Below are 26870 nucleotides of genomic sequence, written 5' to 3'. Positions count from 1 at the left end.
CAACCTAGCCCAGTTGAGCTGGTCAAACGTCCATCATGGACCGGGCCATTGTCCGATTCCCCGTGATGGCTTAAGCTCCGGCGCTCGTGGGGATACGCGCGGCACTCGCACCGCGAAAACACGTCACACCGTGGGCGACCGGGGTCGCCGCCGCCGTGCTGACCGGGTATATCGCTGTCCTGCTGGCGAATCCGCGACATTTCTACACCGACGACACCGAGGCGCAGTACGCGCCCATGTGGCAGTTGCTCGGCACCGAACTGCGCGCGGGCCGCTTCCCGGCCATGGTGCCGTGGGAGTGGATGGCGGGCAACTACAGCCTCGAGGAAGCCGGGCTCTACAACCCGCCGCAACTGCTGGTGTATCTACTGGCGCCGTCCTTCGACAATCTGGCGCTCTACGCGACCGCGGTCAAGCTGGTGTTCTCCGTGATCGCCGCGCTCGGGGTGTTCCGGATCTGCCTGGCCTACGGCGCCCGTGCGCCCTGGGCGGCGGTGGCGGGCGTGGCGTTCCCGTTCAGCGGGTGGTTCCTGTTCTTCGACGAGGCCAGCTGGTTCACCTCCCACACCGGCACCGCGTGGCTGGTGCACGCCTGGGCCTCGGCGGTGCTCTACGCGCGCGGCAAGGCCGGGCCGATCCCGCTGTTCGTGTTCCTGTATCTGGCGCTGACCATCCAATACGCCTTCCCCGCAGTCGAATCCGGGCTGATGATCGCGGCGGTGGCGGCCGGGGAGTACCTGTACCGGCGGCAGTGGGCGCCGGTGCTGCGGCTGCTCGGGGTCGCCTCGCTGGCGGTGCTCGCGTCGATGATCGCGAATCTGCCGATCCTGCTGTCCTCGCAGGTCACCTGGCGCGGTGACGTGTCCTCGATCTACAACGATCCGTTCCTGACCGTGCCGTGGTCGGAATCGCTGAATGCCTCACTGCCCAGCACGGTTCCGGCGTTCACGGCGTGGTGGGGCCATGTGCAGCCGCTGCCGATGGTGTACATCGCGTGGTTCCTGATCCCGGCGCTGGCCTTCGTCGACTGGCGCGCCGCCGCCCGCGCGGCCGCCGAGTGGAGCGGGATCGCGCTGTTCGCGGTCGCGGCGCTGATGTGGACCGCCGGGCCCGGCGCGATCGGGCCGCTGCGCTGGCCCGCCCGGGTGCTGCCCATGCTGGCGATCGCGCTGCTGGTGCTGGTGTGCGTGCTGATCAGCCGGTACGGGGTGTTCAGCGGGTCGCGGCGGTACACCGCGGCTGCCGCGCTGATCGCGCTGCTGTTCCTGCGATCGTTCTCCGCCGCACCGAAACTCGTCGAACGGCATGTGCTCGCGGTGGCGGTCGTCGCCGCGCTCGGGGCCGGTGTGGTGTGGCTGGCCCGGCACCGGGGCGTCACCGCGGCCGCCACGCTGACCATCCTGGCGACCTTCCCGATCGCCTACACCCAGGTGGCGATCGCCCCGCCGACACCCATGTCGTACAACTTCCCCGAGCGCCGCTCGGAGATGGCCGCCGCGTTCCCCGATTTCGGCGGCCGCACGCTGCAATTGGCCGATCGCGTCATGGTGCGCACCGAGGACCGGACCCTCGCGGGCGCGTACGGGTCGATCGCGCTGGGCAGTTACGCCAAGAACCTCGGGCTGAAGTACGTCAACGGCTACACCCCCGTCGGGCACGCGGCCTTCGCCGGGCTGCTGTGCATGGCCTGGGACGGCGGCACCTGCCCCGACGCGTACCGGCGGGCCTTCGCTGTCGAGCCGTCCTCGGACACGCGCGTCGTCGATCTGATGATGCTGGACCGGGTCGTCCTGCAACGTTCGCAGTACCCCGACGCGGGCAACCAGCCCGCGCCCACCGGCTGGAAATTCGTCACCTATCCCGGGCACGAGAACCGCATCTGGGTCCTCGAACGCACCGAACCGCTGCCCCACCCCGGTGACCTCATCGCCCACGAATCCGGCGTGAAGGCGTCCGTCATGCCCGAGGGCGGCCTGACCAACACCACCACCGTGTCCTCCGGCACCGGCGGTCGCGTCGTCTTCTCCCGGCTGGCCTGGCCCGGCTACACCGCCACCCTGAACAACCGCGAACTCCCCACCCGGGCGGTGGCCGACACCTTCCTCGCGGTCGACATCCCGCCCGGTACCCACAACGCCACCCTCACCCTCACCTGGCGTCCACCCGGCCTGCCGGTCAGCCTGACCTGCGCGCTGCTCGCGCTGCTCGGGGTCGGCGGGCTGCACTGGTGGTACCGCCGCACCCGCGCGGCGAGCGCGGTGACGCCCGCGACCGGTGGAGTCGAGGTCACGCCACCGGTCAGCTGATGGCGGCGGCCAGGTGCGGCCAGGCCTCGTGCAGATCGGTCTCGAACTGTCCCCAGGTGTGCGAACCGGTCGGCCGGTGGACGTGGGTGGCCGGAATCCCCAACTGCGCCAGCCGCCCCGCGAACGCCGCCGTGCAGGCCCCCGCGATCGTCTCGAGCGGCGGGAACGGCAATCCACGGTCACTTGCCCCCGGCACCCCGGTGGCCGCCGCGAGGAACACCGTCTTGCCCGCCAACCGGCCCGCGTTGGCGAACACATCGTGCTCCCGCCACCCCGGTCCGCCCGGAATACCCCACATGTTGCCCGGGTTGCCACCGCCGCGCACCGCCTGCGCACTGGCCATCGCGATGCCCGCCGGGTCGGCGGCCCACGGGCAGCCGCTCAACGCCGCCACGGCGGAGAACCGCGAGCTGCGGATGGTGAGGTCCAGCGCCGAGGACGCGCTCATCGACACTCCAGCGATGGCATTGCGTCCGCTGGCCCCGAGCGCGCTGTCGATCACGCCGGGCAGTTCCTCGGTCAGATAGGTCTCCCACCGCACCCGGCCGACGCCGGGATCGTCGGAGACCCAGTCGGTGTAGAGGGTGAACGCGCCGCCCACCGGCATCACCACATTGACGAACTTGTCGTCGAAGAACCGCCGCACATCGGTGTTGTCCCACCAGGAGATCCCGTCGGCGCCGCCGCCCGCGCCGGTCAGCAGATACAGCGTCGGCGCGCCCGGCCCCGCAGCCCTGAGCACCCGGTTCTGGATCACCCGGCCCATCGCCGGGGAGTACACATCGAACTGGGCGGCCCGGCCACCCAGCGCCGCCTCCCCCGCCACGTACGCCCCCGGATCGGCCTGCGCCCCGGAGACTCCCAGCCCCAGCGACGCGACGATCGCACACACCACAGCAAGCCACCGTCTCGATGTAGTCACCCTCCGGGTATACCCCGTGGCCCCAGCCGACACACCACGTCACACGCGCCCCAGCGGAATCGTCATCCGCGCGGGGCGTGACCAGGCTCACTTTCGGCTTCCGCCGGCCGGGCGATACCGCGACGACCTGGCGATTCCCCTCCCGCCGTAGTTCCGCCTACGGCGAAAACCAGATGATTCGTGTCGGTGGCAGCCGGAATACTGGCCCGCGCCCGATGAGTTGGTCCCTGCGACACCGTCTCTTCTGTTGTGGTGCCGATCGCGTCCCGCGTGACCCGGCATCGGGCCGCCGCCCGCCGTTCCCCCATTGTTTCCGGAGGTATACCCCGATGTCAGCCGACCTATCCGCACCTGTGTCGACGGGGCGGACACCGACCGTCATCCGGGTACTGGTGCTCGCGACGTTCGTCGTGATCCTCAACGAGACCATCATGATCAACGCGATCCCGCGGTTGATGAGCGATCTGCACGTCACCGAGGTCGCCGCGCAGTGGGTCTCCACCGCGTTCATGCTCACGATGGCCGCCATCATCCCCACCACCGGCTGGTTCCTGCAGCGCGTCACCACCCGCCAGGCCTACGCGGCCGCGATGGGCGTGTTCTTCACCGGCACCGTGATCTCGGCGCTCGCGCCGACCTTCGCGGTGCTGCTGATCGGCCGGATCATCCAGGCGGGCGGCACCGCGGTGATGATGCCCCTGCTCATGACCACCCTGATGACCGTGGTCGCCGAACAGGACCGCGGCCGGGTGATGGGCAACGTCACGCTGGCCATCTCCGTCGCGCCCGCCATGGGCCCGGTCATCTCCGGTCTGATCCTGCAGGTGCACGTGCCCGGGATCGACTCGTGGCGGCTGCTGTTCGTGGTGATGCTGCCGATCGCGGCCGTGGTCACCTGGCTGGGTCTGCGTCAGCTGCGCAACGTCGGTGAGCCGCAGCCCGGTGTGCTGGACCTGCCCAGCGTGGCGCTGGCCGCGCTCGGCTTCGGTGGTCTGGTGTTCGGCCTGAGCAAGTTCCACAGCGACGGCTACACCGTCCCGGCGCTGTACGTGGCCGCCGGTATCGCGCTGATCGCCGCGTTCGCGCTGCGTCAGGTGCGCCTGCAGCGCACCGGTACCCCGCTGCTCGACCTGCGCGTGCTGCTGGTGGGCACCTACGCCAAGGCGCTGGTGCTGATGTCGATCGCCTTCCTGGCGATGATGGGCTCGATGATCCTGCTGCCGCTGTACCTGCAGAACCTGCGCGGCCTCTCGCCGCTGCAGACCGGTCTGCTGGTGATGCCGGGTGGTCTGGCGATGGGTCTGCTCGGCCCGACCGTGGGCAAGCTGTTCGACAAGTTCGGCGGCCGCACGCTGGTGATCCCCGGTGCCATCGGCATCGCGGTCTCGCTGGCCGGGTTCACCCAGATCTCGCTGACCATGCCGTACTGGCAGCTGCTGGCCCTGCACATCCTGCTGATGGTCTCGCTGGCCGCCGCCTTCACCCCGGTGTTCACCCTGGGTCTGGGCTCGCTGCCGATGAACCTGTACTCGCACGGCAGCTCGATGCTGGGCACCTTGCAGCAGGTGGCCGCGGCCTTCGGCACCGCGCTGGTGGTGACGGTGATGTCTTCGCGCAGCACCTCGCTGATCGCCGAGGGCACCGACCCCGCCACCGCCACCCTGGACGGCATGCGGCTGGCCTTCCTGGTCTCGGCGGTGCTGGCGCTGATCGTCATCGCGATGGCGATCCTGCTCCCCAACCGCTCGGCCAACCCGCACGGCGCGCACCCCGCCGCCGACGAGGAGCAGGCCCCGCAGCTGGTCAAGCACTGATCGATCCCCTCGAAACCCCCGGTCGCCCGTCGCGCCCGGGGGTTTCGCGTTCCGCGCCCTGGTCAGGACCGGGGACGCAGGATGACGAACGGAATCTCCCGCTCACCCGCCCACGATTCGTAGTTGTCGAAATTGACGAACGCGTGCGAAATGCGGGGACGAAGCTTCTCCCGCTGCCGCGGGTCGGCCACGACCGCGCGCACGGCCAGCCGCCTGCGGCCGATCCGGATGTGCGTATCGGGCTCGGCGAGCAGGTTGTGATACCACTGCGGGTGCCGCGCCAACCCACCCTGCGACGCGGCGACGACCAGGTCGGACCCGTCCTCGATGTACCCCAGCGGGGCGGTGTGGATCGCCCCGGTCTTGCGCCCCCGATGTTCGAGCAGCAGCACCGGCGCCGGATTGCGCCCGGCCGCGCCGACCCGGTACGTGCGGCCGAGCACCCCACCGGTGGCGCGGTAGAGCCACACGTGCGCCAGCCCCATGTACTTCATGATCTTCGGCAGGACCGGCGAGTCGTAGTACGACGGGCGAGGTGCCGGCGTACCGCTCATGAGGAGGCGGCGATGCGGGTGCGCAGTCCCTCGGCGAAGGTCCGGGCGGCCGCCAGGTCCTCGGCGTTCGGGCGGCCCTTGCGCACGCCACCGACGATCAGGAACGGCAGGTAGGTGTCGTAGCCGTAGCAGGAGAACGAGTCGACGACCCGGAACCCCTTCTGCTCCAGCAGGGCGACGAAGTTGCGCTGGTAACGGCGGAATCCCGGCTCGGGAAAGCCGCTGGTGTGCAGCACGAAGGCGCGGCCGCGCTGCCCTTCCGGCAGTGCCTTGACGAACTTGCGCAGCTCCGGATAGAAGTCCATGTTGCGCACCCCCGAGCCGAATCCCACGAGGTCGTAGGTGGCGAGCTCGGCCGCATCGATCTCGTCGGGATCGACGATGCGGGCCCCCAGCACCTCACCGATCACCTCGGCGACCTTCCTGGTATTGCCATGGGATACCGACTTGCACACGATGACGGTCTTCATGCCAATGCTCCTTGATTTCTCGAATCATGGTGATGTTGACCAACTCCGGCCACCATTCCAACCTAGCCACGCGGGCGAGGCGGGGAAATCATCCGATCGACCGCCGCACTACCCCTTTCGATCCTCCGCCCCCCGACGACGAAGAAGGGCCCGGTCGGTGACCGGGCCCTTCTTTTGTGGAGCTAAGGGGAATCGAACCCCTGACCTTCTCGATGCGAACGAGACGCGCTACCAACTGCGCTATAGCCCCGTGCGGCTCTGGTGAACCGCGCTGTGACACTGTATCAGGCGGTGCGCCCGGATACCGAATCGGTACTCTGACCTGCTGTTCTGCGGGGATTCACCAGTTACTCGCCGACTGCGCGACCGAGGTCTTCGACCCGGTGGCGGAGCGCGCGTGACGTGGCCGGATCGAAGGCTTCGAGGTACTCGAACATCGGGTCCTCGTCGTCGGTGTCGAGCAGGGTGGAGCGGCGGCGCAGGGCGCGCGCGGTGTCGCGGTCCATGGTGCGACGGGTGGTCGCGGCCTCCGGGGTGACCTCGGCGTCCTCGCGCCGCTTGCCGCGGGTGAGGCGGGCCGCGCGACGGCGCCGGATCTCCTCCTCCACGTGCACCTGCTTGCGCAGGTAGGCCAGGTAGCCGGTGAGCACGGCCGCCGAGAGCCCGCACGCCCACCAGAACATCGAGTTCAGCAGCAGGCCGAAGGCGGCGAACAGGATCACCGCGATGATCAGGCCGAGCACGGCGCGCTGCCGGAAGCTGTAGCGCGCGGCGCGCGCGATGGCGTCGGCCTCCGGGTCGTAGCCGCCACGGCCGCGGCGGGAGGGCACGAAGTCGTCGTCCTCATCGAGGCCGGCGGGCTCCTCGGCGGGCTCGACGTCCTCGAGCCGGGCGGGTGGGGCGGGTGGGATGCGGGCCGAGACCGTGTCCTCGTCGGCCGGGACCTCTTCGGGTGCTTCGTCTTCGGTGTCCACGTCGGCGAGATCGGTTGTCCCGTCCGGTTCTTCGGCGGTGGCGGTACCGGAGTCCGGCGCCGCTTCGAGTTCGCCTACCGCGGTGGTCTTTTCGTCGTCATCTTCGGTGACGGTCTCATCGGTCGTCATCCGATCCTCCGAATCAGTTCGGTGGGGGCGCTTGCTCAGCACACGGGGGCGGTAGTCGGGATCGGTCTCGTGATCGCCCGCTGCCCCGATGCGGATCCGGCGTTCGGCCCCGCCACGGTGCAGCACACGGGTGGCGAGCGCGGCATCGGTGGTTCGGCGGATCCGGGGATGCCGGTCCGCCATGATCGGGAACAGGACGAAGACCCACAGCACGACCAGTCCGATCCACAGGATCGAATTCGGCATCGCGGTCATCACCTCCCGTCCCCGCCTGCGTGTTGTCCGTTCGTGGACGCACCACCGACGTCCGTAGGTTAATTCGGGCGCACGCACCCGTGTGGCAGGCGCGCCGTGCACACCTGCCACATGAGTAACAGAATTTTCACGGCAGCGCCGCTCGACCCTCCCTGACCAGGCGGTCCGACACGGTGCCCATGACCTCTTCGACTGTGAGACCGACCAGCATGTGATCGCGCCAGGCGCCGTCCACATCGAGGTAACGGCGCAGCAGGCCCTCTTCGCGGAACCCGACATTGCGCAGCACCGCCTGGCTGGCCAGGTTCTCCGGCCGCACCGTCGCCTCCACCCGATGCAGGCCGACCGGCCCGAAGCAGTGGTCCAGGCCCAGCGCCAGCGCGGCGGTCGCGACACCCTGACCACCCAGATCCTTGGCCACCCAGTAGCCGATCCAGGCCGAGCGCAGCGCGCCACGCACGATATTGCCGATCGTGAGCTGCCCGCTGAACTGCCCGTCGACCTCGATGACCAGTGGGATCATCGCGCCGCGGCGGGCCTCGGCCTTCAGGCTCGTCCACAGCGAGGGCCAGTTCGACGCGTGATTACGCGCCTCCCAGCTGCCCCGGCCGGTCGGCTCCCACGGCTCGAGGTGGTCGCGGTCGCGCAGCCGGATGCGACTCCAGGCCGCGGCGTCGCGAAAACGCACGGGGCGCAACGTCACCTGGCCACCGGCCACGATCAGTGGACCGAGCCGGGCGGGCCATCCGGGATGCTGACCGGCCCGGAACACGTTCATCGACTCCACGTTTCAGCCGCGCTGCGCCAGGAACGCGACCCGCACCTCGTCACCGGTGCGGAAATCGGTGTCGTCGGGCTCCACCACGATCAGGCTGTTGGCCTCGGCCAGGGTGGCCAGCAGGTGCGAGGACCCGCTGTTGCCGTTGCCCAGCGGCTGCACCAGATAGTCGCCGGTAGCCTCGTCGCGCAGCAGCTGCGCGCGCAGATAGCCCTTGCGGCCCGGCATCGACGACACCGGAGTGATGGTGCGCGCGTTGACGATCCGGCGCATCGGCTGACGGCGGCCCAGCGCGATCCGGATCAGCGGACGCACCATCACCTCGAACACCACCAGCGCGCTGACCGGGTTCGACGGCAGCAGGAAGGTCGGTACCTCGTCGCGGCCCAGCCGCCCGAAGCCCTGCACCGAACCGGGATGCATGGCGACCCGGTCGACCTCGAGTTCCCCGAGTCCGTCGAGCGCCTCGCGCACCTGCTCGGAGGCCCAGCCGCCGACCGCGCCCGCGATCACCACGACCTCCGAACGCACCAGCTGGCCCTCGACCACATCGCGCAGCCGGCGCGGATCGGCGCTGACGATGCCGACCCGGTTCACATCCGCGCCCGCGTCGCGCGCGGCGGCGGCCAGCGCGTAGGAGTTCACGTCGTAGACCTGGCCGGGGCCGGGGGTGCGGTCGATGTCGATCAGCTCGCCACCGATCGAGATCACCGACAGGCGCGGGCGCGGATGCACGAGCACCTTGTCCTGGCCGACGGCGGCCAGCAGGCCCACCTGGGCGGCGCCGATGATGGTGCCCGCGCGCACGGCGACGTCACCGGGCTGCACGTCGTCACCGACGCGGCGCACGTAGTCGCCCGAGCGGACCGGCTCGAAGACCTTGATCCGCGCGCGGCCGCCGTCGGTGAAGTCCAGCGGCAGCACCGCGTCGGCCAGGGTGGGCAGCGGGGCACCGGTGTCGACGCGCACGGTCTGGCGCGGCTGCAACCGGATGGGCTGGCGCGAACCGGCCACCACCTCGCCGACCACCGGCAGGGTGAGGTCGATGAGCTCGCCCTCTTCGTCACGGACATCGGTGCCCGCGGCGGTGACATCGACGCTGCGCACGGCATAGCCGTCGACAGCGGCCTGATCGAAGCCGGGCAGCGGACGTTCGGTGATGACGTCCTCCGCGCACAGCAGTCCCTGGGCCTCGGAAATCGCCACCCGGACCGGCCGGGGCGCGACCGCTGCCGCGGTGACCTTGATCAGCTGATCCTCAACCGAGCGCAATCAAGCTCCTGTGTTGTTCGGGTCCCACTCCGGGCTGAGCCGGAAATTCAGCCACTCGCGCAGCTGCGGGCCGTATTCCTCCCGCTCGAGGGCGAAATCGACGGCAGCTCGAAGATAACCGCCCGGGTTGCCCAAATCGTGGCGCGACCCACGGTGGACCACGACATGGACCGGGTGGCCCTCGGCGATCAGCAGCGCGATGGCATCGGTGATCTGCAGTTCTCCACCCGCACCGGGCTCGATGCGGCGCAGTGCGTCGAAGATCACGCGGTCGAGCAGGTAGCGGCCCGCGGCGGCCAGGGTCGACGGCGCGTCGGCCAGGGCCGGCTTCTCGACCATGCCGCGCACGCGCAGCACGTCAGCCTCGGCGCCCTCGTCGAGGGCCTCCACGTCGAAGACACCGTAGGCGCTGACCTGGTCCTTGGGCACGTCGATGGCGCACAGCACCGAGCCGCCGCGCTCGCGCCGGACCCGGCTCATCGTCTCGAGCACCCCGCACGGGAGCACCAGGTCGTCGGGCAGCAGCACCGCGATGGCGTCCTCGTCGGCGTCGAGCACGGCCTCGGCCTGCGCGACGGCGTGACCGAGGCCAAGCGGTTCCTCCTGCACGACCGAGGTGACGTCGAGCAGCGCGGGCGCCTTGCGCACCTTCTCCAGCAGCGCGAACTTGCCGCGCTCGGCCAGCGTGCTCTCCAGCACCAGGTCCTCGACGAAATGCGCGACCACCCCGTCCTTGCCCGGCGAGGTCACGATCACCAGCCGGTCGGCGCCGGATTCGGCGGCCTCGGCGGCGACCAGCTCGATGCCGGGGGTGTCGACCACCGGCAGCAACTCCTTGGGCACCGTCTTGGTGGCAGGCAGAAACCGCGTTCCGAGCCCGGCCGCGGGGACCACCGCAGTGCGGAATCCGGAGGTCTTGTCTGTCATGCGCATACCCTATCCATTCTTGTGCCGTCCGATCGCCGACGTCGCGACGATCCGGCGTCGGCAAGAGCTTAGGGTGGTCGCTGTGGAGATGCCCGGTGAGCGCACCAAATATGCGTGGCGGACCCGGATCCTGGCCGACCGGGCCCAGCTCGCAGCCGCCGAACACGCCGCCGAAGCGGCCGCGCTCGCCGCGCTGACGCCCACGCTGGCCGGGGCCGACGAGGTGGTGTGCGCCTACGTGCCGATCCGCGGCGAGCCCGGCGATCTGCGCATGCTCGACGCGCTGCGCGCCGGTGACGCCACAGTGTTGCTGCCGGTCACCGGGGAGCCCGGTCCGCTGAGCTGGGCGCGCTACGAGGGCCCCGATTCCCTGCGCAAGGCCCGCTACGGCCTGCTCGAACCGACCACACCCACGCTGCCCCCGGAGACGGTGTCCGAGGCCACGACGATCCTGGTCCCGGCGCTGGCGGTGGACCGGCGCGGCGTGCGTCTCGGGCGCGGCGCGGGCTACTACGACCGCACGCTGGGGGCGGCGCGGGCGAGTACGCGGCTCATCGCGGTCGTGCGGGATACTGAACTGGTCGACCGGCTGCCCGAGGAAGCGCACGACCGGCGGATGGGGTGGGCGCTGACACCGCGCGGCGGACTGTGCGAATTGGGCCGTGACCTTCCCGTTCGCCCGGAATGAAAAGGCGATTCGCGACGTTGGCAGTGTCGGCGGTAGAGTGCTAGATCGACGAGACTTGCGGAGGATCCTGTGCCAACTTATTCGTACGCGTGCACCGAGTGTGACAACCGCTTCGACATCGTTCAGTCCTTCTCCGACGACACACTGACGGAATGCCCGCAGTGCTCCGGGAAGCTGCGCAAGCTGTTCAACTCGGTCGGCATCGTCTTCAAGGGCAGCGGTTTCTACCGCACCGACAGCCGGGGTGGCGCGTCCACCGCGAGCGAGCCCGCCAAGACCTCCTCCGACAGCAACGGCAGCTCGGCCGCGTCGAGCGCCGGGACCAGCTCCACACCGGCCGCTGCCAGCTGATTCACCAGTTGTCCACAGCCCCGGAGTTATCCACAGGCGGGGCTTTTCGGGGGGTTCCGGGTCGGCGCCGCTGCCTACGCTTCGGGCATGACTCGCAGTCTTGCCGATCTGGGGCGTGGCAGCTCCTGGCGCTTCGCCCTCGGTAATCGCCCGGCCTGGGCCGATGCCCTGCTCGTGCGCCGCGTGCTCGCGGCCCTGCTGGCCGTGACGGCCCTGGTGCTGTTCGTGCGCGGCGATCCGGGCGCCCAGCGCCACGACGTGGTGGTGGCCGCCCACGATCTCGCGCCCGGCAGGCTGCTCACCGCCGAGGATCTGCGCGTCGACCAGCACGAATCCCGCGCGCTGCCCAGCGGTTCGGTCGCCGATACCGCCGCCCTGCTCGGCGCCACTCTCACCGGGGCGATGCGCGCGGGCGAGCCCTTCACCGATCTGCGGGTGGTCGGCCCGCGCCTGGCCGCCGCCGCGGCGGGCAGCGCCGACGCCAGGATCGTGCCGATCCGGCTGGCCGATCCGGCGGTGGCCGAAGTGTTGCGCGCGGGCGATCGGGTCGATGTCGTCGGGGTGGAGGATGCCGGGGCGCCCGGTGCCGCCCGGCCGGCGCGCACGCTGGCCACCGATGCCGCGGTACTGCTGGTCACCGCCACCGGCGAGCGTCGTTCCGGGGCGGAACGGGTGGTCCTGGTCGCGCTGGCGCACGAATACGCCGCGGCCGTCGCCGGTGCGTCGCTGCGGACGGCGCTCACCGTCGTCTTACATTGAGACCCGGACCGCCGGGGCTCGACCGCCCCGGCGATAGTTCGCGAGAAATTTGCCGCAACTGTCGTTAGCATCACTCAAAGACCAGCACCACCGTTTCGCATCATTCGACAATGGAGCGCAGCGCCCCGGGCCGGCTCCGGTACGAAGGAGACATCGGCATGCTCAAAGGTTTCAAGGATTTCCTGCTCCGCGGCAATGTGGTCGACCTGGCTGTCGCGGTGGTCCTGGGTACGGCCTTCGTCGCGATCGTCACCGCGTTCACCAACGGGATCATCAATCCGCTGCTCGCCCTGCTGGGCGGGACCGATGAGCTGGGCTGGGGCATCCAGCTGGACCCGGACAAGCCCGCCACCTTCATCGCGCTCGGCCCCATCATCACCGCCGCGATCAATTTCCTGATGATCGCGCTGATCCTGTACTTCGTGCTGGTGCTGCCCGCGACCATGGCCAAGAAGCGGTTCTCCACCGCCGACGAGAAACTGACCGAGAACGAGCTGCTCATCCAGATCCGTGACCTGCTGGCCGCCGACCGGGGTGCCGCCTCCAACGGCAAGCACAGCTTCGTCACCGAGCCCGAGCCGACCTCCGACGGCAAGCGCGGCAGCTGAATCCACTTCGCGCACAGAAGATCCGGGGCCTGATCACCGTGGCGACCAGGCCCCGGGATGCCCTCAGCCGAGGCTGAAGGGCTGGCCCCACAGGGTGACCCAGCTGATCACGTTGTCGGTCTCCACCTCGACGCTGACGAACGAGCGCGCCTGCGCGTAGCCGCCGCAGCCGGACAGGCCGATGGTCTCGTCGGCCCAGGTCACCGAGCCGGACCCGCCCTGGAAGGCATTGCGGGTCTTGTGGGATTCGTTGCCGTAATCGTCGGGCATCTCGAGATCGAGGACGTAGAAGGATTTGGACTGGCCGGGACCCAGCGTCAGCGAACCGCCGCCGAGACCGACCGCGCTGTCGGCGTCGAAGCCGCCCTCGGCCGAGGGGCCGCCGCCGGCGATATTGACCTGGCAGCCCACGGTGTAGCCGGGAAAGATCTTGCCGCCCCCGTCGCCCGATACCGTCACCTGGGCACTGCCCGAGACCCACGCATTGCGGTGTACGGGTGTCGATCCCATCGACGGATTGATGTTCGCGGACTCCCCGACCATGCTGATGTCGACGACGGTGCCGTCGGACAGGGTCTTGGTGATGTGTCCGCCCGGCAGCGGAACGAAGGTGTCGGCGTGTGCCGCACCGGTGGAGAACAGGCCCAGCGCCACGGTCGCCGCGGCGGCGAGACCGGCCACGCGCGCCATGCTTGCAACATTGCTGATCACAGTTGACCCCTCGAGGGTGAATTCGATTGAGCGAGCGAGAATGTCGTGACCCGGCCGGGCTCAGCCGATGCTGAACGGCGCGCCGTAGAGGGTCGTCTTCGAGTAGTGGTCACCGATGATCTCGACCACCGTGTACGCCCGGGCCTGGGCGTAGCCCGCGCACCCCTGGATCTGGATCTCGGCATCCTGATAGTCCACCGAGTAGACACCGGGCTTGAGGATGTCCTTGGAGCTGATCTGGACGAAGGCCACCTCGCCGGGCCCGAGATTCAGGCCGATCGAGGCCTCGCCCAGCGGACCGTCCATGGTGTCCGCGCCGACCGCGGCCTGCGCGCTGATCGCCTCGTCGCCGATGCTGACCTGGCATCCGACGATGTAGCCCGTATTCAGCTGCGACGCACCGTGAGTCGAGGAATTGTTGGAACCGGAACGGTTGGACGGCCCGTTCCACGGACCCACCTCGCCTTCCGGCGTGACCTGCACATCGGCGCGCGCGCTGCCCGAGACCCAGACCACGCGGCCCGCGCCGTTGGCGGCCAGCGACGGGGAGATGACGGCGTGCTCACCGGTACGGCTCACGGTGACACCGGGGCCTGCCTTCTGGCCGTCCGGCAACGGCACGAAGGTATCCGCGTTGGCTGCACCGGCCGACAACAGGCCGATCGTCACGGCCACCGCGGCGCTCGCGCCCCAGGCACCGCGACGCACGCGGTTGGTGCGGTTCTCGCTCATTCTTCCCCTCGAGGTGTACGCAAAATCCGACCTCGACCATCGAGGCCGATATCTGTGTGCTGCGCCCGGTCCCAGCTGGGTTGTGCCACAAGGCAATCACCGCTGGCAACAGAGCAGAGCGCTCTGCCGGGAGGTGGATCGAGAAAGCTGAAAGCCGCCACAAACATAATGAGCCGACCGGCCGATGTCCAGCGCCTTGGAAATCGCGGACAGCAAAACGGGCCGGTCGCTCGCGCGACCGGCCCGTGATGTGTTCGGGATAAGGCGAATCAGCCGAGGCTGAAAGGCTGACCCCACAGCGTGACCCAGCTGATCACATTGTCGGTTTCCACCTCGACGCTGACGAACGCGCGCGCCTGCGCGTAGCCGGCGCAGCCCGACAGGCCGATGGTGGTGTCGGACCAGGTCACCGAGCCGGAGCCGTTCGTGAACTTGTTCGACTTGCCGTGCGACTCCGAGCCGTAGTCGTCGGCCTTCTCGATGTCGAGCACGTAGAACGAGGAGGACTGGCCGGGGCCCAGCGAGAGCTCGCCGCCGGTGCTCACGCCCGCGTCGACGTTGCCCTCCCAGTCGCTGCCCAGATCGCCACCGCCGGAGACGCCGCCGCCGGAGATGTTGACCTGGCAGCCCACGGTGTAACCGGGGAAGATCTTGCCCGAGCCGCCGTCGGAGACGGTGACCTGCGCGCTACCCGAGACCCACGCGTTGCGGTGGACGGGGGTCGAGCCCAGGGACGGGTTGATGTTGGCCGACTCGCCGACCAGGCTGATGTCGACGACGGTGCCGTCGGAGAGAACCTTGGTGATGTGTCCGCCCGGCAGCGGAACGAAGGTGTCGGCGTTGGCCGCACCCGTGGAGAACAGGCCGACGGCCACGGTGGCCGCGGCCCCGACGCCGGCCGCCTTCGCCAGGTACTTACGGTTGATCATTGATTTGTCCCTCGAGGAGTGAGTTCGCCGCAGCGAGAAGAAGATTCGTACCGGTTCGACAGACGTCAGCCGATGCTGAACGGCATCCCGTAGAGGGTGGTCTTCGAGTAGTGGTCGCCGATGATCTCGACCACGGTGTACGCGCGGGCCTGCGCGTAACCGGCGCAGCCCTGGATCTCGATCTCCGCGTCCTGGTAATCGATGGCGTAGGTGCCCGCCTTCAGGATGTCCTTCGAGCTGATCTGGACGAACTTGACCTCGCCCGGGCCCAGGTTGACGCCGATCGAGCCACCCGCGGTCACGCCGCCGGTGCTGATGCCGCCGGACACGCCGGCGCCGATCGCGTCGTCGGCGATGCTCACCTGGCAACCGACGATGTAGCCGGTGTTCAGCTGGGAGGTGCCGTGGGTGGAGGAGTTGTTGGAGCCGGGGCGGCCCGACGGACCGTTCCAGGGGCCGACCTCGCCCTCGGGGGTGTCGGCGACCTCGGCGATGGCGGTGCCCGAGACCCAGACGACGCGGCCCGCGCCGTTGGCGGCCATCGACGGGGAGATCAGGGCGTGCTCGGCGGTGCGGGTGATGGTCACTCCGGCCGGGCTGACCTTCTGACCGTCCGGCAACGGTACGAAGGTATCGGCGTTGGCGGCACCGGTCGACAGCAGGCCGAAGGCCACGGCGGCCGCGGCAGCGCCGACGCTCGCGGCGCGGGCGCCACGACGCACACCAGTGGTGCGGTTCTCGCTCATACTTCCCCTCATCAGGTGTCTAACAGCCGGTCTCGACTTTCGAGACCGAACGGGTGGACCTCACAGGCCCAGCTCAGTGTGTCGCCCCTTTGTTGCCGTTGCGTAACCAACTGTTATTTCGGCGATACGGCCGGGGCTGTGTGTGGAACCCGAGCCAGGGTTCCACCGGGGGTTCGATCGACTCACGGAAGCGGGGCTGTGAGGGCCGGTAGTTGATGGCCCGATGGCGAACATTAAACGCTCGTGCGTCTTTACGCCAAGGAAAGAGTTCGTAAATTTCAGCGCCGTCGCAGGCACAGGTGCGCACATCGCCACATGCTTTGACGTGCATTTATGCATCCCTTACTGGCACCGTCAACCGGGATCGACGCGACCGGATCGAACCGGACAAAGGGTGCTTATACGACAAAAGACCACGCTAACGCGTGGTCTCGGGGAATTTGTCACCGCTTCGCAATCACAGCGAATGCGGCATTGTCGTGAGGGTTTATTACCGGCGGGTTACGCCGGATAACGGTACGGTCACCCGTGATGCGGCGGAACTTGCGAACGCAGCCATTCATCGCTGTCGCCGGAGTGGCCGGAACCACGTTCGTCGCGGGTGGTTTCGGGCAGCACCTCACCGAAGATCCGGGCCAGGCGCAATGCCTCGGCGGCCTTGCGCCGGGCCGCCTCCTGCCGCTCCGGTGAGGTGCCTTCCGAGGTCGTCATCGAACTCACTCGTCCAATCCGGAGAGTTCGCCGATCACCTTGCTGGCCAGCGGGCCCAGCGTGGCCATGCCGTCGCGGATCGCCGCGCGGGTGCCCGGCAGATTCACCACCAGGGTGCTGCCGGAGATGCCCGCGACACCGCGCGAGAGGCCCGCGTCCAGCGAACCGGCGACGCGGCCGGACGCGCGCAGCGCCTCGGTGATGCCCGGCAGGTCGCGGTCGAGCACCTGGGTGGTGGCCTCGGGGGTGACATCGCGCGGGGACATACCGGTGCCGCCCACCGAGATCACCAGGTCGACGCCACCGATCACCGCGGTGTTGAGCGCGTTGCGGATCTCGACCTCCTCGGCCTGCACGCTCACCGAGGCGTCGACCAGGAAGCCCGCCTCGTTGAGCAGTTCGGTGACGAGAGGGCCGAGCGAATCCACGCCGCCATGCGCCGTCCGATCGTCGACGACAACAACCAGTGCACGCCCTGCCACGGGAGCATCGATGTCCATGCTCATCACCGTAGCGCCTACACACGACAGCGCAGCGCTCGAACGCATCATCGGCCCCCCTCCACCGCGGCGGCGGTGAGCGTGACCTCGACGGTCTTGGCGTTGCCGCCCTGCTCGTCGGTGTAGGTGAGCTTCACCTTGTCGCCCGGCTGGTGCGAGCGGACCGCGGCGATGAGCGCGTCACCGGAGTCGATGGGCCGGTCGTCGAGGCGGGTGACGACCGCGCCCGCCGGGATGCCCGCCGCGGCGGCGGGACTGTCGGGGGTCACCTCGAGCACGCGCGCGGCCGAGTCCTGGGGGCGCAGTTTGATGCCGATCTGGGCATAGGTGGCGTGGCCGGTCTTGATCAGTTCGTCGGCGACGCGGCGGGCCTGGTCGACCGGGATGGCGAAACCGAGCCCGATGGAACCGCTCTGGGCCCCGGCCGCCTCGCCGCCGAGGCTGGCGATGGCGGTGTTGATGCCGATCAGCTTGCCCTGCCCGTCGACGAGCGCGCCGCCGGAGTTGCCGGGGTTGATCGCGGCGTCGGTCTGGATGGCGTCGATCACCGGGTTGACCCCGCTGGGCACGCCCTCGCCGCTGGTGGAGACCGGGCGGTTGAGCGCCGAGACGATGCCGGTGGTGACGGTGCCCGCCAGGCCGAGGGGGGAACCGATGGCGATCACCGGCTGACCCACGGCGAGCCCGTCGGAGGTGCCCAGCTCGATCGGAGTGAGCCCGGTCTTGCCGCTGACCTTGATGACGGCCAGATCCGAGACCGGATCGGCGCCGATCATGGTGGCCGGGGCGGTGCTGCCGTCGCTGAAGACGACCTCCATCTTGGCGCCGCTGCCCGCGCCCGCGGCCACGTGATTGTTGGTGAGGATCAGCCCGTCCGAGGACAGCACCACCCCGGAACCCTCGCCCGAGGCGCGATTACCGGCGACCTTGATCATCACCACGCTCGGCAGCACCCGCTGCGCGACCGCCTGGGTGGACCCGGCCGGCGCGTTGGCCACATTGTTGACCGCGGGCTTGGGCGCCTCGAGGGCGTTGGTGACGGTGGCGGAGTCCGAACCGGTCGCCAGCACGCCTACCGCGCCACCGATACCACCGCTGACCAGCGCGATCGCCGTCGCACCCGCGATCAGACCCAGCCGCATCGGCTTACGCGGCGCCATCGGGGCGGGTGCGTAGGGGCCCGGATGACCTCCCTGCACCGGTCCGCCGAAGGACTGCGGCGGGACCGTGTAGCCCTGGCCGGTGTAGCCCTGGCCGGTGAAGCCCTGGTCGCCGCGCGGCGGTGGGGTGAACCCCTGGCCGGGTGCCGGGTGGGCGGCATCCGGGCCGTGGGGCGGCGGGGTGTGCGCACCGGGGTGCGAATGATCCGCGCCACCCGCTCCGGCACCGGGCTGGTCAGCGGGTCGCTGCTGGGGATCGTCGGTCATGGTTTCAGTCTCCTCACGCTTGCCGACCAGCTTCGCGACGGCTACTGAGAGGCGCCTGAGATCGTGCCGTCAGTTTTCCGAGACTCCGCTTCCGCGCTCAGATCGCCGCGGAGTCGTCGGGGAACACCGGGGCCTCACCGGGCAGCACGATCCGCACCAGCGCGCCGCCGCGCGGGGAGGTGTCCACCACGATGGTGCCCCCGTGCTTGGTGACCACCTGTTTGACGATGGCCAGCCCGAGCCCGGAACCGGGCATCGACCGCGAGGCCGTGGTCCGGTAGAAGCGCTCGAAGACCAGCTCCCGCTCCCCCGGCGGGATGCCGGGACCCGCGTCGCCGACCGAGAGCTCCAGCAGACCCTCGCCCACCGGCCGCATGGCGATCCGGACCTCGCCCTCGGGCGGACTCCACTTGGCCGCGTTGTCGAGCACATTGAGCACCGCGCGTTCGAGCCCGGCCTCGTGCCCGTAGACGAACCAGGGCCGCAGCTCGGCGGTGAAGGTGATGCCGGTGCCGCGCCTGCGGGCGCGTTCCAGCGCGCGCTCGGCCACGTCGCCCAGATCCACCCGGTCGTAGACCGTTTCGGGGGCGTCCTCGCGGGCCAGGTCGACCAGGTCGCCGACCAGGGTCGACAGCTCCTCGATCTGGGCCACCACGTCGGCGCGCAGCTCGGCCATGTCCTCGTCGGGCAGTTGCGGCGCGCCCGGCCTGCCCGAGGCGATGAGCAGTTCCATATTGGTGCGCAGCGAGGTCAGCGGGGTGCGCAGCTCGTGGCCCGCGTCGGCGACCAGACGGCGCTGACGGTCCCGCGATTCGGCCAGCGCGCGCAGCATGGTGTTGAAACTCTCGGTGAGCCGGGCCAGTTCGTCGTCACCGGTGACCGGGATCGGGGTGAGGTCGTCGGTGCGCGCGACCCGCTCGGTGGCGGCGGTGAGCCGGGCGATCGGGCGCAGGCCGGTGCGGCCCACCGCGGTGCCCGCCGCGGCGGCCAGCACCACGCCGCAGGCACCGACCACGAACAGCAGCCAGGCCAGCCGGTCGAGCACCTCGCGGGTGCGGTAGAGCTTCTGGGAGATGATCAGGGTGGCGCCGCTGTGCGTGCGCGCGGCCAGTACCCGCTGGTCACCGACGGTGCGCAGCGAGGAGTTGAGCTTGCCGTCGGCGACGGCGAGCTCCTGGGTGCCGACCGGCGGAATGGTCTGCTGGGGCGGCATGTAGGGCTTGTGGTCGGCGTAGATCAGCGCCACGCCGACATCGTTGGAGAACAGCCCGGCCAGCACGATCGACTGGAAGCCGAGCGTCTCGAAGTTGTTGTTGATCATCGTGGCCGCGCGCGCCTCGAGCTGGGCGTCGACATCGTCGTAGAGCGAGCGCGCCACCAGCGCGTAGGCGGCGATCGAGGTCACCGCGACGGCGATGAGTACCACCGAGGCGGCCAGCAACGTCACCCGCCAGCGCAGCGAGACCGAGCGCGTCAGCGGCATCGGCGGACGCATCTCGCCCGCGTCGGGTGGCCGGCGCAGAGCCGCGACCGCGGGCTCCTTGGGTGCCATGCCCGCCGCCTACGGAGGGGTCTCGCGCAGCACGTAGCCCACGCCACGCACGGTGTGGATCAGCCGCTGCTCGCCATCGGCCTCGGTCTTGCGGCGCAGATAGCCGATGTAGACCTCCAGCGCGTTGCCGGAGGTGGGAAAGTCGTAACCCCACACCTCCTCGAGGATGCGGCCACGGGTCAGCACCCGGCGCGGATTGGCCATCAGCATCTCCAGGAGGGAGAACTCGGTGCGGGTGAGACTGATGGCGCGTTCGCCGCGCGCGACCTCCCTGGTGACCGGATCCAGCGACAGATCGGCGAACACCATCGCCTCCGACGCCTCGCCCGGATCGGGGGTTCGCCTGCGCAGCAGCGCGCGTAAACGCGCCAGCAATTCCTCCAACGCGAATGGCTTCGGCAAATAATCGTCGGCACCGGCGTCGAGACCGGCCACCCGTTCGGAGACCGAATCGCGCGCGGTCAAAACGAGAATCGGCAGATCGTCGCCGGTGCTGCGCAGCCTGCGGCACACTTCCAGGCCGTCCAGGCGCGGCATCATCACGTCGAGCACGAGGGCATCTGGCCTGGCAGCGGTCACTTTTTCGAGTGCGTCCATGCCGTCGACAGCCAGGTCGACCGTGTAGCCGTTGAAGCTCAGTGACCGGCGCAGGGATTCCCGCACGGCACGGTCGTCGTCGACTACCAGAATGCGCATACGCCCAGTTTGCCGTGACCGACTGAGAACGCACTGAGAGGGTACGCCGCGACGGCGGGCCGACCGGTTCCGCGGCGGCCCGGCGCCGAACGTTGGAGCTCTTGACAAAGCCGCGCGAATCGTCTTTGTGGCAGCGCATATTCGGCGAATTTCCGGGGGTGTGGCCCGGATTGCCGTTGATCACCCAGCACGGTATCTTTCCTGCGGTATAACAAGACCTCCAGTTGGTTCTGCGCTCGCATCGCTCCGCGACCTCCCCGCGCGGGCCGGAGTCACACGTGGAAGCAGAGGCAACGCACGCGGATGGAACCTGCATCGCGCTCCTGGCAATTCAGCCTGTCCAACTGGTCGGTAACGCGCAAGGTCGGTGTGGTGCTGGTGCTGCCGGTGATGCTGGCGACCGCCTTCGCCGTGCTGCGCATCAACAACGAGCTGCAGACCATGACCCAGCTCGGCGCCGCCACCGAACAGGCCACCGTCCTGCGTCCGGTCGTCAAGTTCGCCACCGCGACCGAGCAACTCGCCGTCGCCGCGACCGCCAACTGGGGCGCGATCGCCGACCCCCAGACCGACGCCGCCCTGACCACCTACGACCAAGCCCTCGCCGAGGTCCAGAACGCCCTGCGCTCGGCGCGCATCGACCCCGCCGTCGCCGCCGACCTCACCGCCGCGACGGCCACCGGTGCCACCCTGCGCAACACCGTGCGCGGCGGCTCGCCGGCGATGGTCAGCGAGCAGACCGACGAGATCGCCGACCGCATCGGCAACGCGCTGGCCAAGACCCCCGTGGTCGAGGACTTCGTCGTGCAGCGCTACTTCCTGCAGCTGACCGCGCTGCACCAGGCCCGCCGGGTGCTCACCCGCGAGCGCACGATGGTGGTCTCGCCGGAGGCCACCAGCACCCCGAGCGCGCGGGCCAAGATGCTGATCGAGCTCGGCTCCGAGTCGACCATGATCAAGACCTACGGCATGATCCTGCCGGAGAACGCAGGCGCGATGGCCTCGCTGCTCGACGCCGTGCAGACCCGGATCAGCGTGTTCAGCCAGAACAACGGCGACCCGACGACCAATGCCGCGGTGCTCAACACCCTGCAGGTCAGCGCCGACACCTACGCCTCCACCATCAACACCCTGCTCGACACCGTCGACCGCACCCTCGACGCCAACACCGCCACCGCCCAGACCGCCGCGCTGCGCGAGACCACGCTGGTGCTCGGCATGCTGCTGGCCGGTCTGGCCCTGGCCCTGGCGGTGGCGCGCACGCTGGTCGTGCCGGTGCGCAGGCTGCGCCGCGACGCGCTCGAGGTCGCGCACGTGAAGCTGCCCGACGAGCTGGCGGTGGTGCGCAGCGGCGGGGCGACCCCCGAGATCGCCCCGGTCGGCGTGCATTCCACCGACGAGGTCGGCCAGCTGGCCCGCGCGGTCGACGAGATCCACGAGCAGGCGCTGAATCTGGCCGCCGACCAGGCCCGCCTGCGCCTGCAGATCGGCAACATGTTCGAGACGCTCTCGCGGCGCAGCCAGTCGCTGGTGGAGCAGCAGCTCGCGCTCATCGAGGAACTCGAGCACGAAGAAGACAACCCGTCGCGCCTGCAGACCCTGTTCCGGCTCGACCACCTCGCCACCCGCATGCGCCGCAACGGCGACAACCTGCTCGTGCTCGCCGGTACCGCGCTGCGCCGCGGGCACCTGCCGCCGGTGCCGCTGTCGGACATGCTCTGGAGCGCGGTCTCGCAGGTGGAGGACTACCAGCGCGTCGAGATCGGCAATGTGCCCGACGGCGTGGTGGCCGGTGAGTCCGCGGTCGACATCGAGCACCTGCTCGCCGAGCTCATCGACAACGCCCTGCGCTACTCACCGCCGAGCACCTCGGTGGCCGTCATCGTCGGCCGCGCGGTCGACGGCGGGTACCTGATCGAGATCACCGACCGTGGTCTTGGCATGTCGGCCGAGGACCTGCAGACCACCAACGACCGGCTCGCCTCCGGTGGTGAGGTCACCATCGAGACCGCCCGCCGGATGGGTCTTTTCGTGGTCGGCCGGCTGGCCAAGCGCCACACCATCACCGTCAGCCTGCGGCGTACCGCCGGGCAGCCCGCGCAGCCGGGCATCACCGCCAGCGTGCATCTGCCCAGCGCGCTCGTCGCGCCCACGCCCGCGTCCTCGGGGCCGCCGACCGGCCCCAACCCGATCGTCACCGGCCCGAACCCGCTGGTGCCCGGCGCGATCGGCCCGCACGCGCTGACCCCCGCCGACATCACCGGCCCGAACCCGATCATCGCGCCCGACCCGGCCGCGCTGCTCCCGTCGGCGGCCACCGGCCCGCACCCGCTGGTGCCCCCGGCCGCCCCCGGCGCGCACCCGCTGGTGCCGACCGGTCCGCATCCGCTCGTCCCGACCGGCCCGACGCTGGTCCCCCTCGACGCGAACGCCCCGCGTACCGAAGCCGGTCTGCCGCAGCGCCGTCCGGCCGCGGTGCCGCCGCCCCCGCCCGAGCCGGTGGCCGTCGAGTCCGAGGAACCCACCGGTCTGTGGGCCGAGCACGAACACGACACCGACGATCTGCCCGTCCCGCCCGCCGACCCGGAGCCGCTCGCACCGCGCACCGTCACCCTGCCGCAACGTCTCACGGCGCCCGCGCCCGTCGAACCGGAACCGGAACCGGAACCCGAACCGCGGCGCCCTGAAGCCGAGCCGAACCCGACGAGCACCCGGTTGCAGCCGGTCACCGGTGAGGCGCCGACGCCCATCTACCAGCGGATGGTCTCGGAGTGGCTGGTCGAACCCGCCACCGCCGCCACCGAATCCGGCGGCACCGGCGGCGCCTCCTGGAGCGCGCCCGGAGACGACGGCTGGTCCGCGGCCGCCAGCGCGGGCACCCCGCCCACCTCCTCCCGTACCGTCGGCGGCCTGCCGATCCGCAAACCGGGCGCCCAGCTGGTGCCCGGCGGACTCTCCCCCGCCGAGGAAGCGGGCGCGCGCGATCCCGAGGAGATCCGAAGCAACTTGACCCGACATCTCAGCGGCGTCCGCAGTGGCCGCGCCGAGATCCAGCACAACGACGGAGGCCTCGAATGAGCAACGCGCATCCCACGGACGAGAATCTGAACTGGCTGGTCGCCCGCTTCACCCGGGACGTGCCCGGTGTCTCGCACGCGGTGCTCGTCTCCGCCGACGGTCTGCTGCAGGCGACGAGCCCGCACCTGCCCTCCGATCGGGCCGAGCAGCTGGCCGCGGTGACCGCGGGCCTGGCGAGCCTGTCGATGGGCGCGGCGCATCTGTTCGACGGCGGCAAGGTGATGCAGTCGATCGTGGAGATGCAGCGCGGCTACCTGCTGGTGATGAGCGTCGGAAACGGCTCGCACCTGGCGGTTCTGGCCAACAAGAGCCACGACATCGGCCGGATCGGCTACGAGATGGCGTTGCTCGTCGACCGGGTGGGCTCGGCGGTCACCGCCACCGCCCGCTCCGCCGGCTGAGGTGAGATGTCGAGCCCCTACGGATCTGAATACCGGCCGACGACACGGGTCAGGCCCTATGCCCTGACCTCCGGCCGCACCGAGCCCGCGATCGCGCTGCCGCTGGAGGCGGTGATCGAAACGGTCTCATATACCGCACACTTGGAGTGGCCCGCAGGCGATCTGCGGACCGAAATCGTGCGTCTCGGCACACATCGGCTCTCGGTCGCCGAAATAGCGGCATACCTCGGGCGCCCACTGGGTATGGTCCGGGTGATGATCGGTGATCTCGTAGTAGGCGGGATTCTTCGAGTGCATTCGACGCTGACCGAGCAGGCGAGCTACGACGAACGCCGATCACTGATGGAGAGGACTTTGCGTGGACTCCGTGGCCTCTGATGGCATGCGCCCACCGACACCGGACCAGCGCGTCGCGTCGACGAAGATCGTCGTGGCGGGCGGATTCGGTGCAGGCAAGACCACTTTCGTGGGGGCGGTGTCGGAGATCGTGCCACTGCGTACCGAAGCGATGGTGACCCATTTCTCCGACGGCATCGACGATCTCGCCGAGACGCCGGAGAAGGAGACCACCACCGTCGCCATGGACTTCGGCCGCATCGTGCTGCCGGGCAACCTGGTGCTGTACCTGTTCGGTACGCCGGGCCAGAAGCGTTTCTGGTTCATGTGGGACGACCTGATCCGCGGCGCCATCGGCGCGGTGGTGCTGATCGATACCCGCAGGCTGGAGGACAGTTTCGCCGCCGTCGACTTCTTCGAGGCGCGCGGGCTGCCGTTCCTGATCGCGGTCAACCGCTTCCCGAACGCCCCGCGCTTCCCGATCGCCGAACTGCGCGAAGCACTCTCGGTGCGCGAGGGCATCCCGATCGTCGACATCGACGCGCGCAACGCCGTCGAGGTCCGTCAGGCACTGGCGGCGGTGACCGAATACGCCATCGCCCAGCTCGAGCCGCAGCAGTTCGAGGGGGCGGGCAGGCGTGGTTGACACGCTCGCCGCGACCGGGGCCGACGCGTTCGGGCGTGGCGGCGGGGTCGCCTGGCTCGCCCCGGCGCTGTCGATGCTCGGCGCGCTGGTGGCCTTCGCCTGTGTGCGTCATGCCAGGTACTCGATCAAGTTCCGGCTGCTGTGGCTGACGATGGCGGCGGTCTCGCTCGGCGGAGTCGGGCTGTGGCTGGCGAATTCGGTGGCGCTGCTCGGCGTGCAGGTGCACGACAGCCCGGTGCGCTACAGCGGAGCGATCGGCACCTCGGCGCTGGCCATCGCGGTCGTCGGGGTGCTGGCGGGCCTGCTGATCGGCGGGCGGGCACCGCATCTGCCGCGGGTGATCGTCGGCGGGCTGACGATGGGCCTGAGCATCGGCCTGTCGACCTATCTGACCCTCGACGCCCTCACAGTGCAGGGCGATGTCGAGGAGTCCCTCGGGCTGACCGGCCTGGCGATGCTGGCCGCGATGGCACTGTGCACCGCGATGCTCTGGGCGTTCCAGTCGGTGCGCCTGATCGGGCTGCGGGTGCTGGCCTCGGCGCTGTTCGCGCTCGGCGTGGCCGGGGTGTACCACCTGGGTGTCTCGGCGCTGGAGTTCTCGATCGACCCCGGTACCCGCGCACCGGTCGGGCTGCAATTGTTCGATCTGGTGTTCCCGATGTTCGTGATCGGCGCGCTGGGCCTGACGGTGCCGATCACCGCGGTGCTGGTGGCACCGGACCGGCGGGACGTCACGACCAGCTAACGTCCGGTTTGCCGGAAAATTTGTGGACGCGCGCCCCATTCGCGAAATCCCGCGCGGCAGGCCGGATTCGGCCGGAAAACCACCCCTGAAGTGGCGATGAGCGGGTTCTCCGTCACCGGAGAACCCGCCCTCGTGCACGAGAGTACATACCCGCCCAGGACTCCGCATCAGGTGTTCCGGAATTCTCTTGTGCCAGAAAACAAACCGTAAGTCCGCAATCGCTTCGCCAGCAATCTCCCGGCAAGCTCATCGACCCTCTCTCGCCAAGTGGCATGCGTCACAGCGTTAACCTGCGGATTGCCCCACTCCCATCGCGGGCCCCTGAGCAGGCACGACAGTGCACCAGCAACCCCCCTGGACAGCACCCGGCGCGTTCGCGCCCCACGCCCGGCCCGGCGGGACTATGGTCGCGGATGGGCGCTGTCCGTCTCGCCCAGTACATCCCCGGGTTCGTTCGAAGGAGTTCGCATGGCCGTCAACGTGGTACTCGACAAAGTTCTCGACAAGGAATTCGAAAACAAGACGCTCGCGGAGATCCTCGCCGCGCCCCCGTCGGCGCTGGCCGGGCTGACCGAGGCGCACGACAAGCAACTGCTCGAGGCACTCAAGATCAAGACCATCGCCGACCTGGGCAACAACAAGTTCTTCCAGCTCGCCGCGACCCTCGTAGCGCTCGCCGAACGCGAGGGCTGAGACATCAGCGGCTGGCGCCGCGGGTTTGCGGCCCCCTTAGGCCTCGCGTCCGAGGGGCGATACTTCGGCTTCGCCGGTAAGTGAGGCCCCACGGAGGCGGGGCGGGGCGCCATACCGTGTGGGGGTGGCGGGTTGGGCAAGGCCGGCCAGGGGTTAGCGA

Annotated in this window: 28 protein-coding genes and 1 tRNA gene; 12 read left to right on the top strand and 17 right to left on the bottom strand. The window is 69.7% G+C overall.

All coding sequences use genetic code 11. From position 1 onward, the window contains the following. Positions 1 to 86 precede the first annotated feature (86 nt). On the top strand, positions 87 to 2306 hold the full coding sequence (locus ACWEMY_RS18485) for a hypothetical protein (RefSeq protein ID WP_452391006.1): 2220 nt from the start codon (positions 87 to 89) through the stop codon (positions 2304 to 2306). On the opposite strand, the gene ACWEMY_RS18480 is transcribed toward ACWEMY_RS18485, so the two are convergent. Then, on the bottom strand, positions 2299 to 3201 hold the full coding sequence (locus tag ACWEMY_RS18480; protein ID WP_452391005.1) for an alpha/beta hydrolase: 903 nt from the start codon (positions 3199 to 3201) through the stop codon (positions 2299 to 2301). The two genes, ACWEMY_RS18485 and ACWEMY_RS18480, sit on opposite strands and share 8 nt — an antisense overlap. A gap of 356 nt (positions 3202 to 3557) precedes the next feature. Between ACWEMY_RS18480 and ACWEMY_RS18475 the strand changes: the two genes are divergently transcribed. Then, the gene (locus ACWEMY_RS18475; protein ID WP_452391004.1) at positions 3558 to 5042 is read left to right on the top strand and encodes an MDR family MFS transporter; all 1485 of its coding nucleotides are present in this window, start codon (positions 3558 to 3560) and stop codon (positions 5040 to 5042) included. A gap of 62 nt (positions 5043 to 5104) precedes the next feature. Here ACWEMY_RS18475 and ACWEMY_RS18470 read toward each other — a convergent pair whose 3' ends face one another. From ACWEMY_RS18470 to ACWEMY_RS18440, 7 genes are all read right to left on the bottom strand, one after another. Further along, positions 5105 to 5596 (bottom strand): nitroreductase/quinone reductase family protein, encoded by a 492-nt coding sequence (locus ACWEMY_RS18470; RefSeq protein WP_452391003.1) that lies wholly within the window; start codon positions 5594 to 5596, stop codon positions 5105 to 5107. After that, on the bottom strand, positions 5593 to 6066 hold the full coding sequence (locus ACWEMY_RS18465; protein ID WP_375930038.1) for a flavodoxin family protein: 474 nt from the start codon (positions 6064 to 6066) through the stop codon (positions 5593 to 5595). Before ACWEMY_RS18465 ends, ACWEMY_RS18470 begins: the two co-directional genes overlap by 4 nt. A gap of 177 nt (positions 6067 to 6243) precedes the next feature. Beyond that, positions 6244 to 6316 (bottom strand) — tRNA-Ala (locus ACWEMY_RS18460). Positions 6317 to 6413: 97 nt separating this feature from the next. Further along, on the bottom strand, positions 6414 to 7415 hold the full coding sequence (gene sepX / locus ACWEMY_RS18455) for a divisome protein SepX/GlpR (protein ID WP_452391002.1): 1002 nt from the start codon (positions 7413 to 7415) through the stop codon (positions 6414 to 6416). Between the two features lie 136 nt (positions 7416 to 7551). Further along, positions 7552 to 8202, bottom strand: a complete 651-nt coding sequence (locus ACWEMY_RS18450) for a GNAT family N-acetyltransferase (RefSeq protein ID WP_375930040.1) — start codon at positions 8200 to 8202, stop codon at positions 7552 to 7554. A gap of 12 nt (positions 8203 to 8214) precedes the next feature. Next, positions 8215 to 9474: a molybdotransferase-like divisome protein Glp gene (glp, locus tag ACWEMY_RS18445; protein ID WP_375930041.1), complete on the bottom strand. Its 1260-nt coding sequence runs from the start codon at positions 9472 to 9474 to the stop codon at positions 8215 to 8217. After that, on the bottom strand, positions 9475 to 10401 hold the full coding sequence (locus tag ACWEMY_RS18440) for a UTP--glucose-1-phosphate uridylyltransferase (protein WP_452391001.1): 927 nt from the start codon (positions 10399 to 10401) through the stop codon (positions 9475 to 9477). An 88-nt stretch (positions 10402 to 10489) separates the two neighbouring features. Here ACWEMY_RS18440 and ACWEMY_RS18435 point away from each other — a divergent pair, with 88 nt between their 5' ends. The 4 genes from ACWEMY_RS18435 (at position 10490) to mscL (ending at position 12807) form a co-directional block, all read left to right on the top strand. Next, entirely contained in the window at positions 10490 to 11089 is a 600-nt protein-coding gene (locus ACWEMY_RS18435; RefSeq protein ID WP_452391027.1) for a 5-formyltetrahydrofolate cyclo-ligase, read from the top strand. 69 nt (positions 11090 to 11158) lie between these two features. Next, the gene (locus tag ACWEMY_RS18430; RefSeq protein WP_375930043.1) at positions 11159 to 11440 is read left to right on the top strand and encodes an FmdB family zinc ribbon protein; all 282 of its coding nucleotides are present in this window, start codon (positions 11159 to 11161) and stop codon (positions 11438 to 11440) included. Positions 11441 to 11527: 87 nt separating this feature from the next. Next, positions 11528 to 12199: an SAF domain-containing protein gene (locus ACWEMY_RS18425; RefSeq protein WP_452391000.1), complete on the top strand. Its 672-nt coding sequence runs from the start codon at positions 11528 to 11530 to the stop codon at positions 12197 to 12199. Positions 12200 to 12357: 158 nt separating this feature from the next. Next, positions 12358 to 12807 carry a large conductance mechanosensitive channel protein MscL gene (gene mscL / locus ACWEMY_RS18420; RefSeq protein ID WP_452390999.1) on the top strand — a complete coding sequence of 150 codons (450 nt, stop codon included), beginning with the start codon at positions 12358 to 12360 and terminating at the stop codon, positions 12805 to 12807. Between the two features lie 63 nt (positions 12808 to 12870). Here mscL and ACWEMY_RS18415 read toward each other — a convergent pair whose 3' ends face one another. The 9 genes from ACWEMY_RS18415 to ACWEMY_RS18375 form a co-directional block, all read right to left on the bottom strand. Beyond that, the gene (locus tag ACWEMY_RS18415; protein ID WP_452390998.1) at positions 12871 to 13497 is read right to left on the bottom strand and encodes an MspA family porin; all 627 of its coding nucleotides are present in this window, start codon (positions 13495 to 13497) and stop codon (positions 12871 to 12873) included. Between the two features lie 81 nt (positions 13498 to 13578). After that, positions 13579 to 14250, bottom strand: a complete 672-nt coding sequence (locus ACWEMY_RS18410; RefSeq protein WP_375930047.1) for an MspA family porin — start codon at positions 14248 to 14250, stop codon at positions 13579 to 13581. A gap of 269 nt (positions 14251 to 14519) precedes the next feature. After that, complete coding sequence (locus tag ACWEMY_RS18405) at positions 14520 to 15179, bottom strand: MspA family porin (protein WP_452390997.1); 660 nt, start codon at positions 15177 to 15179, stop codon at positions 14520 to 14522. 65 nt (positions 15180 to 15244) lie between these two features. After that, the gene (locus ACWEMY_RS18400; RefSeq protein WP_375930049.1) at positions 15245 to 15925 is read right to left on the bottom strand and encodes an MspA family porin; all 681 of its coding nucleotides are present in this window, start codon (positions 15923 to 15925) and stop codon (positions 15245 to 15247) included. A gap of 522 nt (positions 15926 to 16447) precedes the next feature. Beyond that, complete coding sequence (locus ACWEMY_RS18395) at positions 16448 to 16636, bottom strand: hypothetical protein (protein WP_452390996.1); 189 nt, start codon at positions 16634 to 16636, stop codon at positions 16448 to 16450. A 5-nt stretch (positions 16637 to 16641) separates the two neighbouring features. Beyond that, positions 16642 to 17187 carry a MogA/MoaB family molybdenum cofactor biosynthesis protein gene (locus ACWEMY_RS18390; RefSeq protein WP_375930051.1) on the bottom strand — a complete coding sequence of 182 codons (546 nt, stop codon included), beginning with the start codon at positions 17185 to 17187 and terminating at the stop codon, positions 16642 to 16644. After that, positions 17184 to 18563, bottom strand: a complete 1380-nt coding sequence (locus ACWEMY_RS18385; protein WP_452390995.1) for a trypsin-like peptidase domain-containing protein — start codon at positions 18561 to 18563, stop codon at positions 17184 to 17186. The genes ACWEMY_RS18390 and ACWEMY_RS18385 overlap by 4 nt, the downstream gene beginning before the upstream one ends. 97 nt (positions 18564 to 18660) lie before the next feature. Then, positions 18661 to 20115 carry an ATP-binding protein gene (locus tag ACWEMY_RS18380; RefSeq protein WP_375930053.1) on the bottom strand — a complete coding sequence of 485 codons (1455 nt, stop codon included), beginning with the start codon at positions 20113 to 20115 and terminating at the stop codon, positions 18661 to 18663. A gap of 9 nt (positions 20116 to 20124) precedes the next feature. Beyond that, a complete protein-coding gene (locus ACWEMY_RS18375; RefSeq protein WP_375930054.1) occupies positions 20125 to 20811 on the bottom strand; it encodes a response regulator transcription factor in 687 nt (228 codons plus the stop codon). Between the two features lie 303 nt (positions 20812 to 21114). Here ACWEMY_RS18375 and ACWEMY_RS18370 point away from each other — a divergent pair, with 303 nt between their 5' ends. From ACWEMY_RS18370 to ACWEMY_RS18345, 6 genes are all read left to right on the top strand, one after another. Then, on the top strand, positions 21115 to 23889 hold the full coding sequence (locus tag ACWEMY_RS18370; protein ID WP_452390994.1) for an ATP-binding protein: 2775 nt from the start codon (positions 21115 to 21117) through the stop codon (positions 23887 to 23889). After that, a complete protein-coding gene (locus ACWEMY_RS18365) occupies positions 23886 to 24290 on the top strand; it encodes a roadblock/LC7 domain-containing protein (RefSeq protein WP_019049250.1) in 405 nt (134 codons plus the stop codon). The genes ACWEMY_RS18370 and ACWEMY_RS18365 overlap by 4 nt, the downstream gene beginning before the upstream one ends. A gap of 6 nt (positions 24291 to 24296) precedes the next feature. Continuing rightward, positions 24297 to 24668, top strand: a complete 372-nt coding sequence (locus tag ACWEMY_RS18360; RefSeq protein ID WP_452390993.1) for a DUF742 domain-containing protein — start codon at positions 24297 to 24299, stop codon at positions 24666 to 24668. Between the two features lie 4 nt (positions 24669 to 24672). Next, positions 24673 to 25272 carry a GTP-binding protein gene (locus tag ACWEMY_RS18355; RefSeq protein WP_278261890.1) on the top strand — a complete coding sequence of 200 codons (600 nt, stop codon included), beginning with the start codon at positions 24673 to 24675 and terminating at the stop codon, positions 25270 to 25272. Then, positions 25265 to 26017 carry an MHYT domain-containing protein gene (locus tag ACWEMY_RS18350; protein WP_452390992.1) on the top strand — a complete coding sequence of 251 codons (753 nt, stop codon included), beginning with the start codon at positions 25265 to 25267 and terminating at the stop codon, positions 26015 to 26017. The genes ACWEMY_RS18355 and ACWEMY_RS18350 overlap by 8 nt, the downstream gene beginning before the upstream one ends. 468 nt (positions 26018 to 26485) lie before the next feature. After that, complete coding sequence (locus ACWEMY_RS18345) at positions 26486 to 26710, top strand: hypothetical protein (protein WP_336084385.1); 225 nt, start codon at positions 26486 to 26488, stop codon at positions 26708 to 26710. The last annotated feature ends 160 nt before the right edge of the window (positions 26711 to 26870 follow it).

Source organism: Nocardia sp. NPDC004415, from assembly GCF_053602435.1.
The sequence above is the reverse complement of the archived record's forward strand: the minus strand, read 5'-3'. Positions and strand labels throughout refer to the sequence as shown.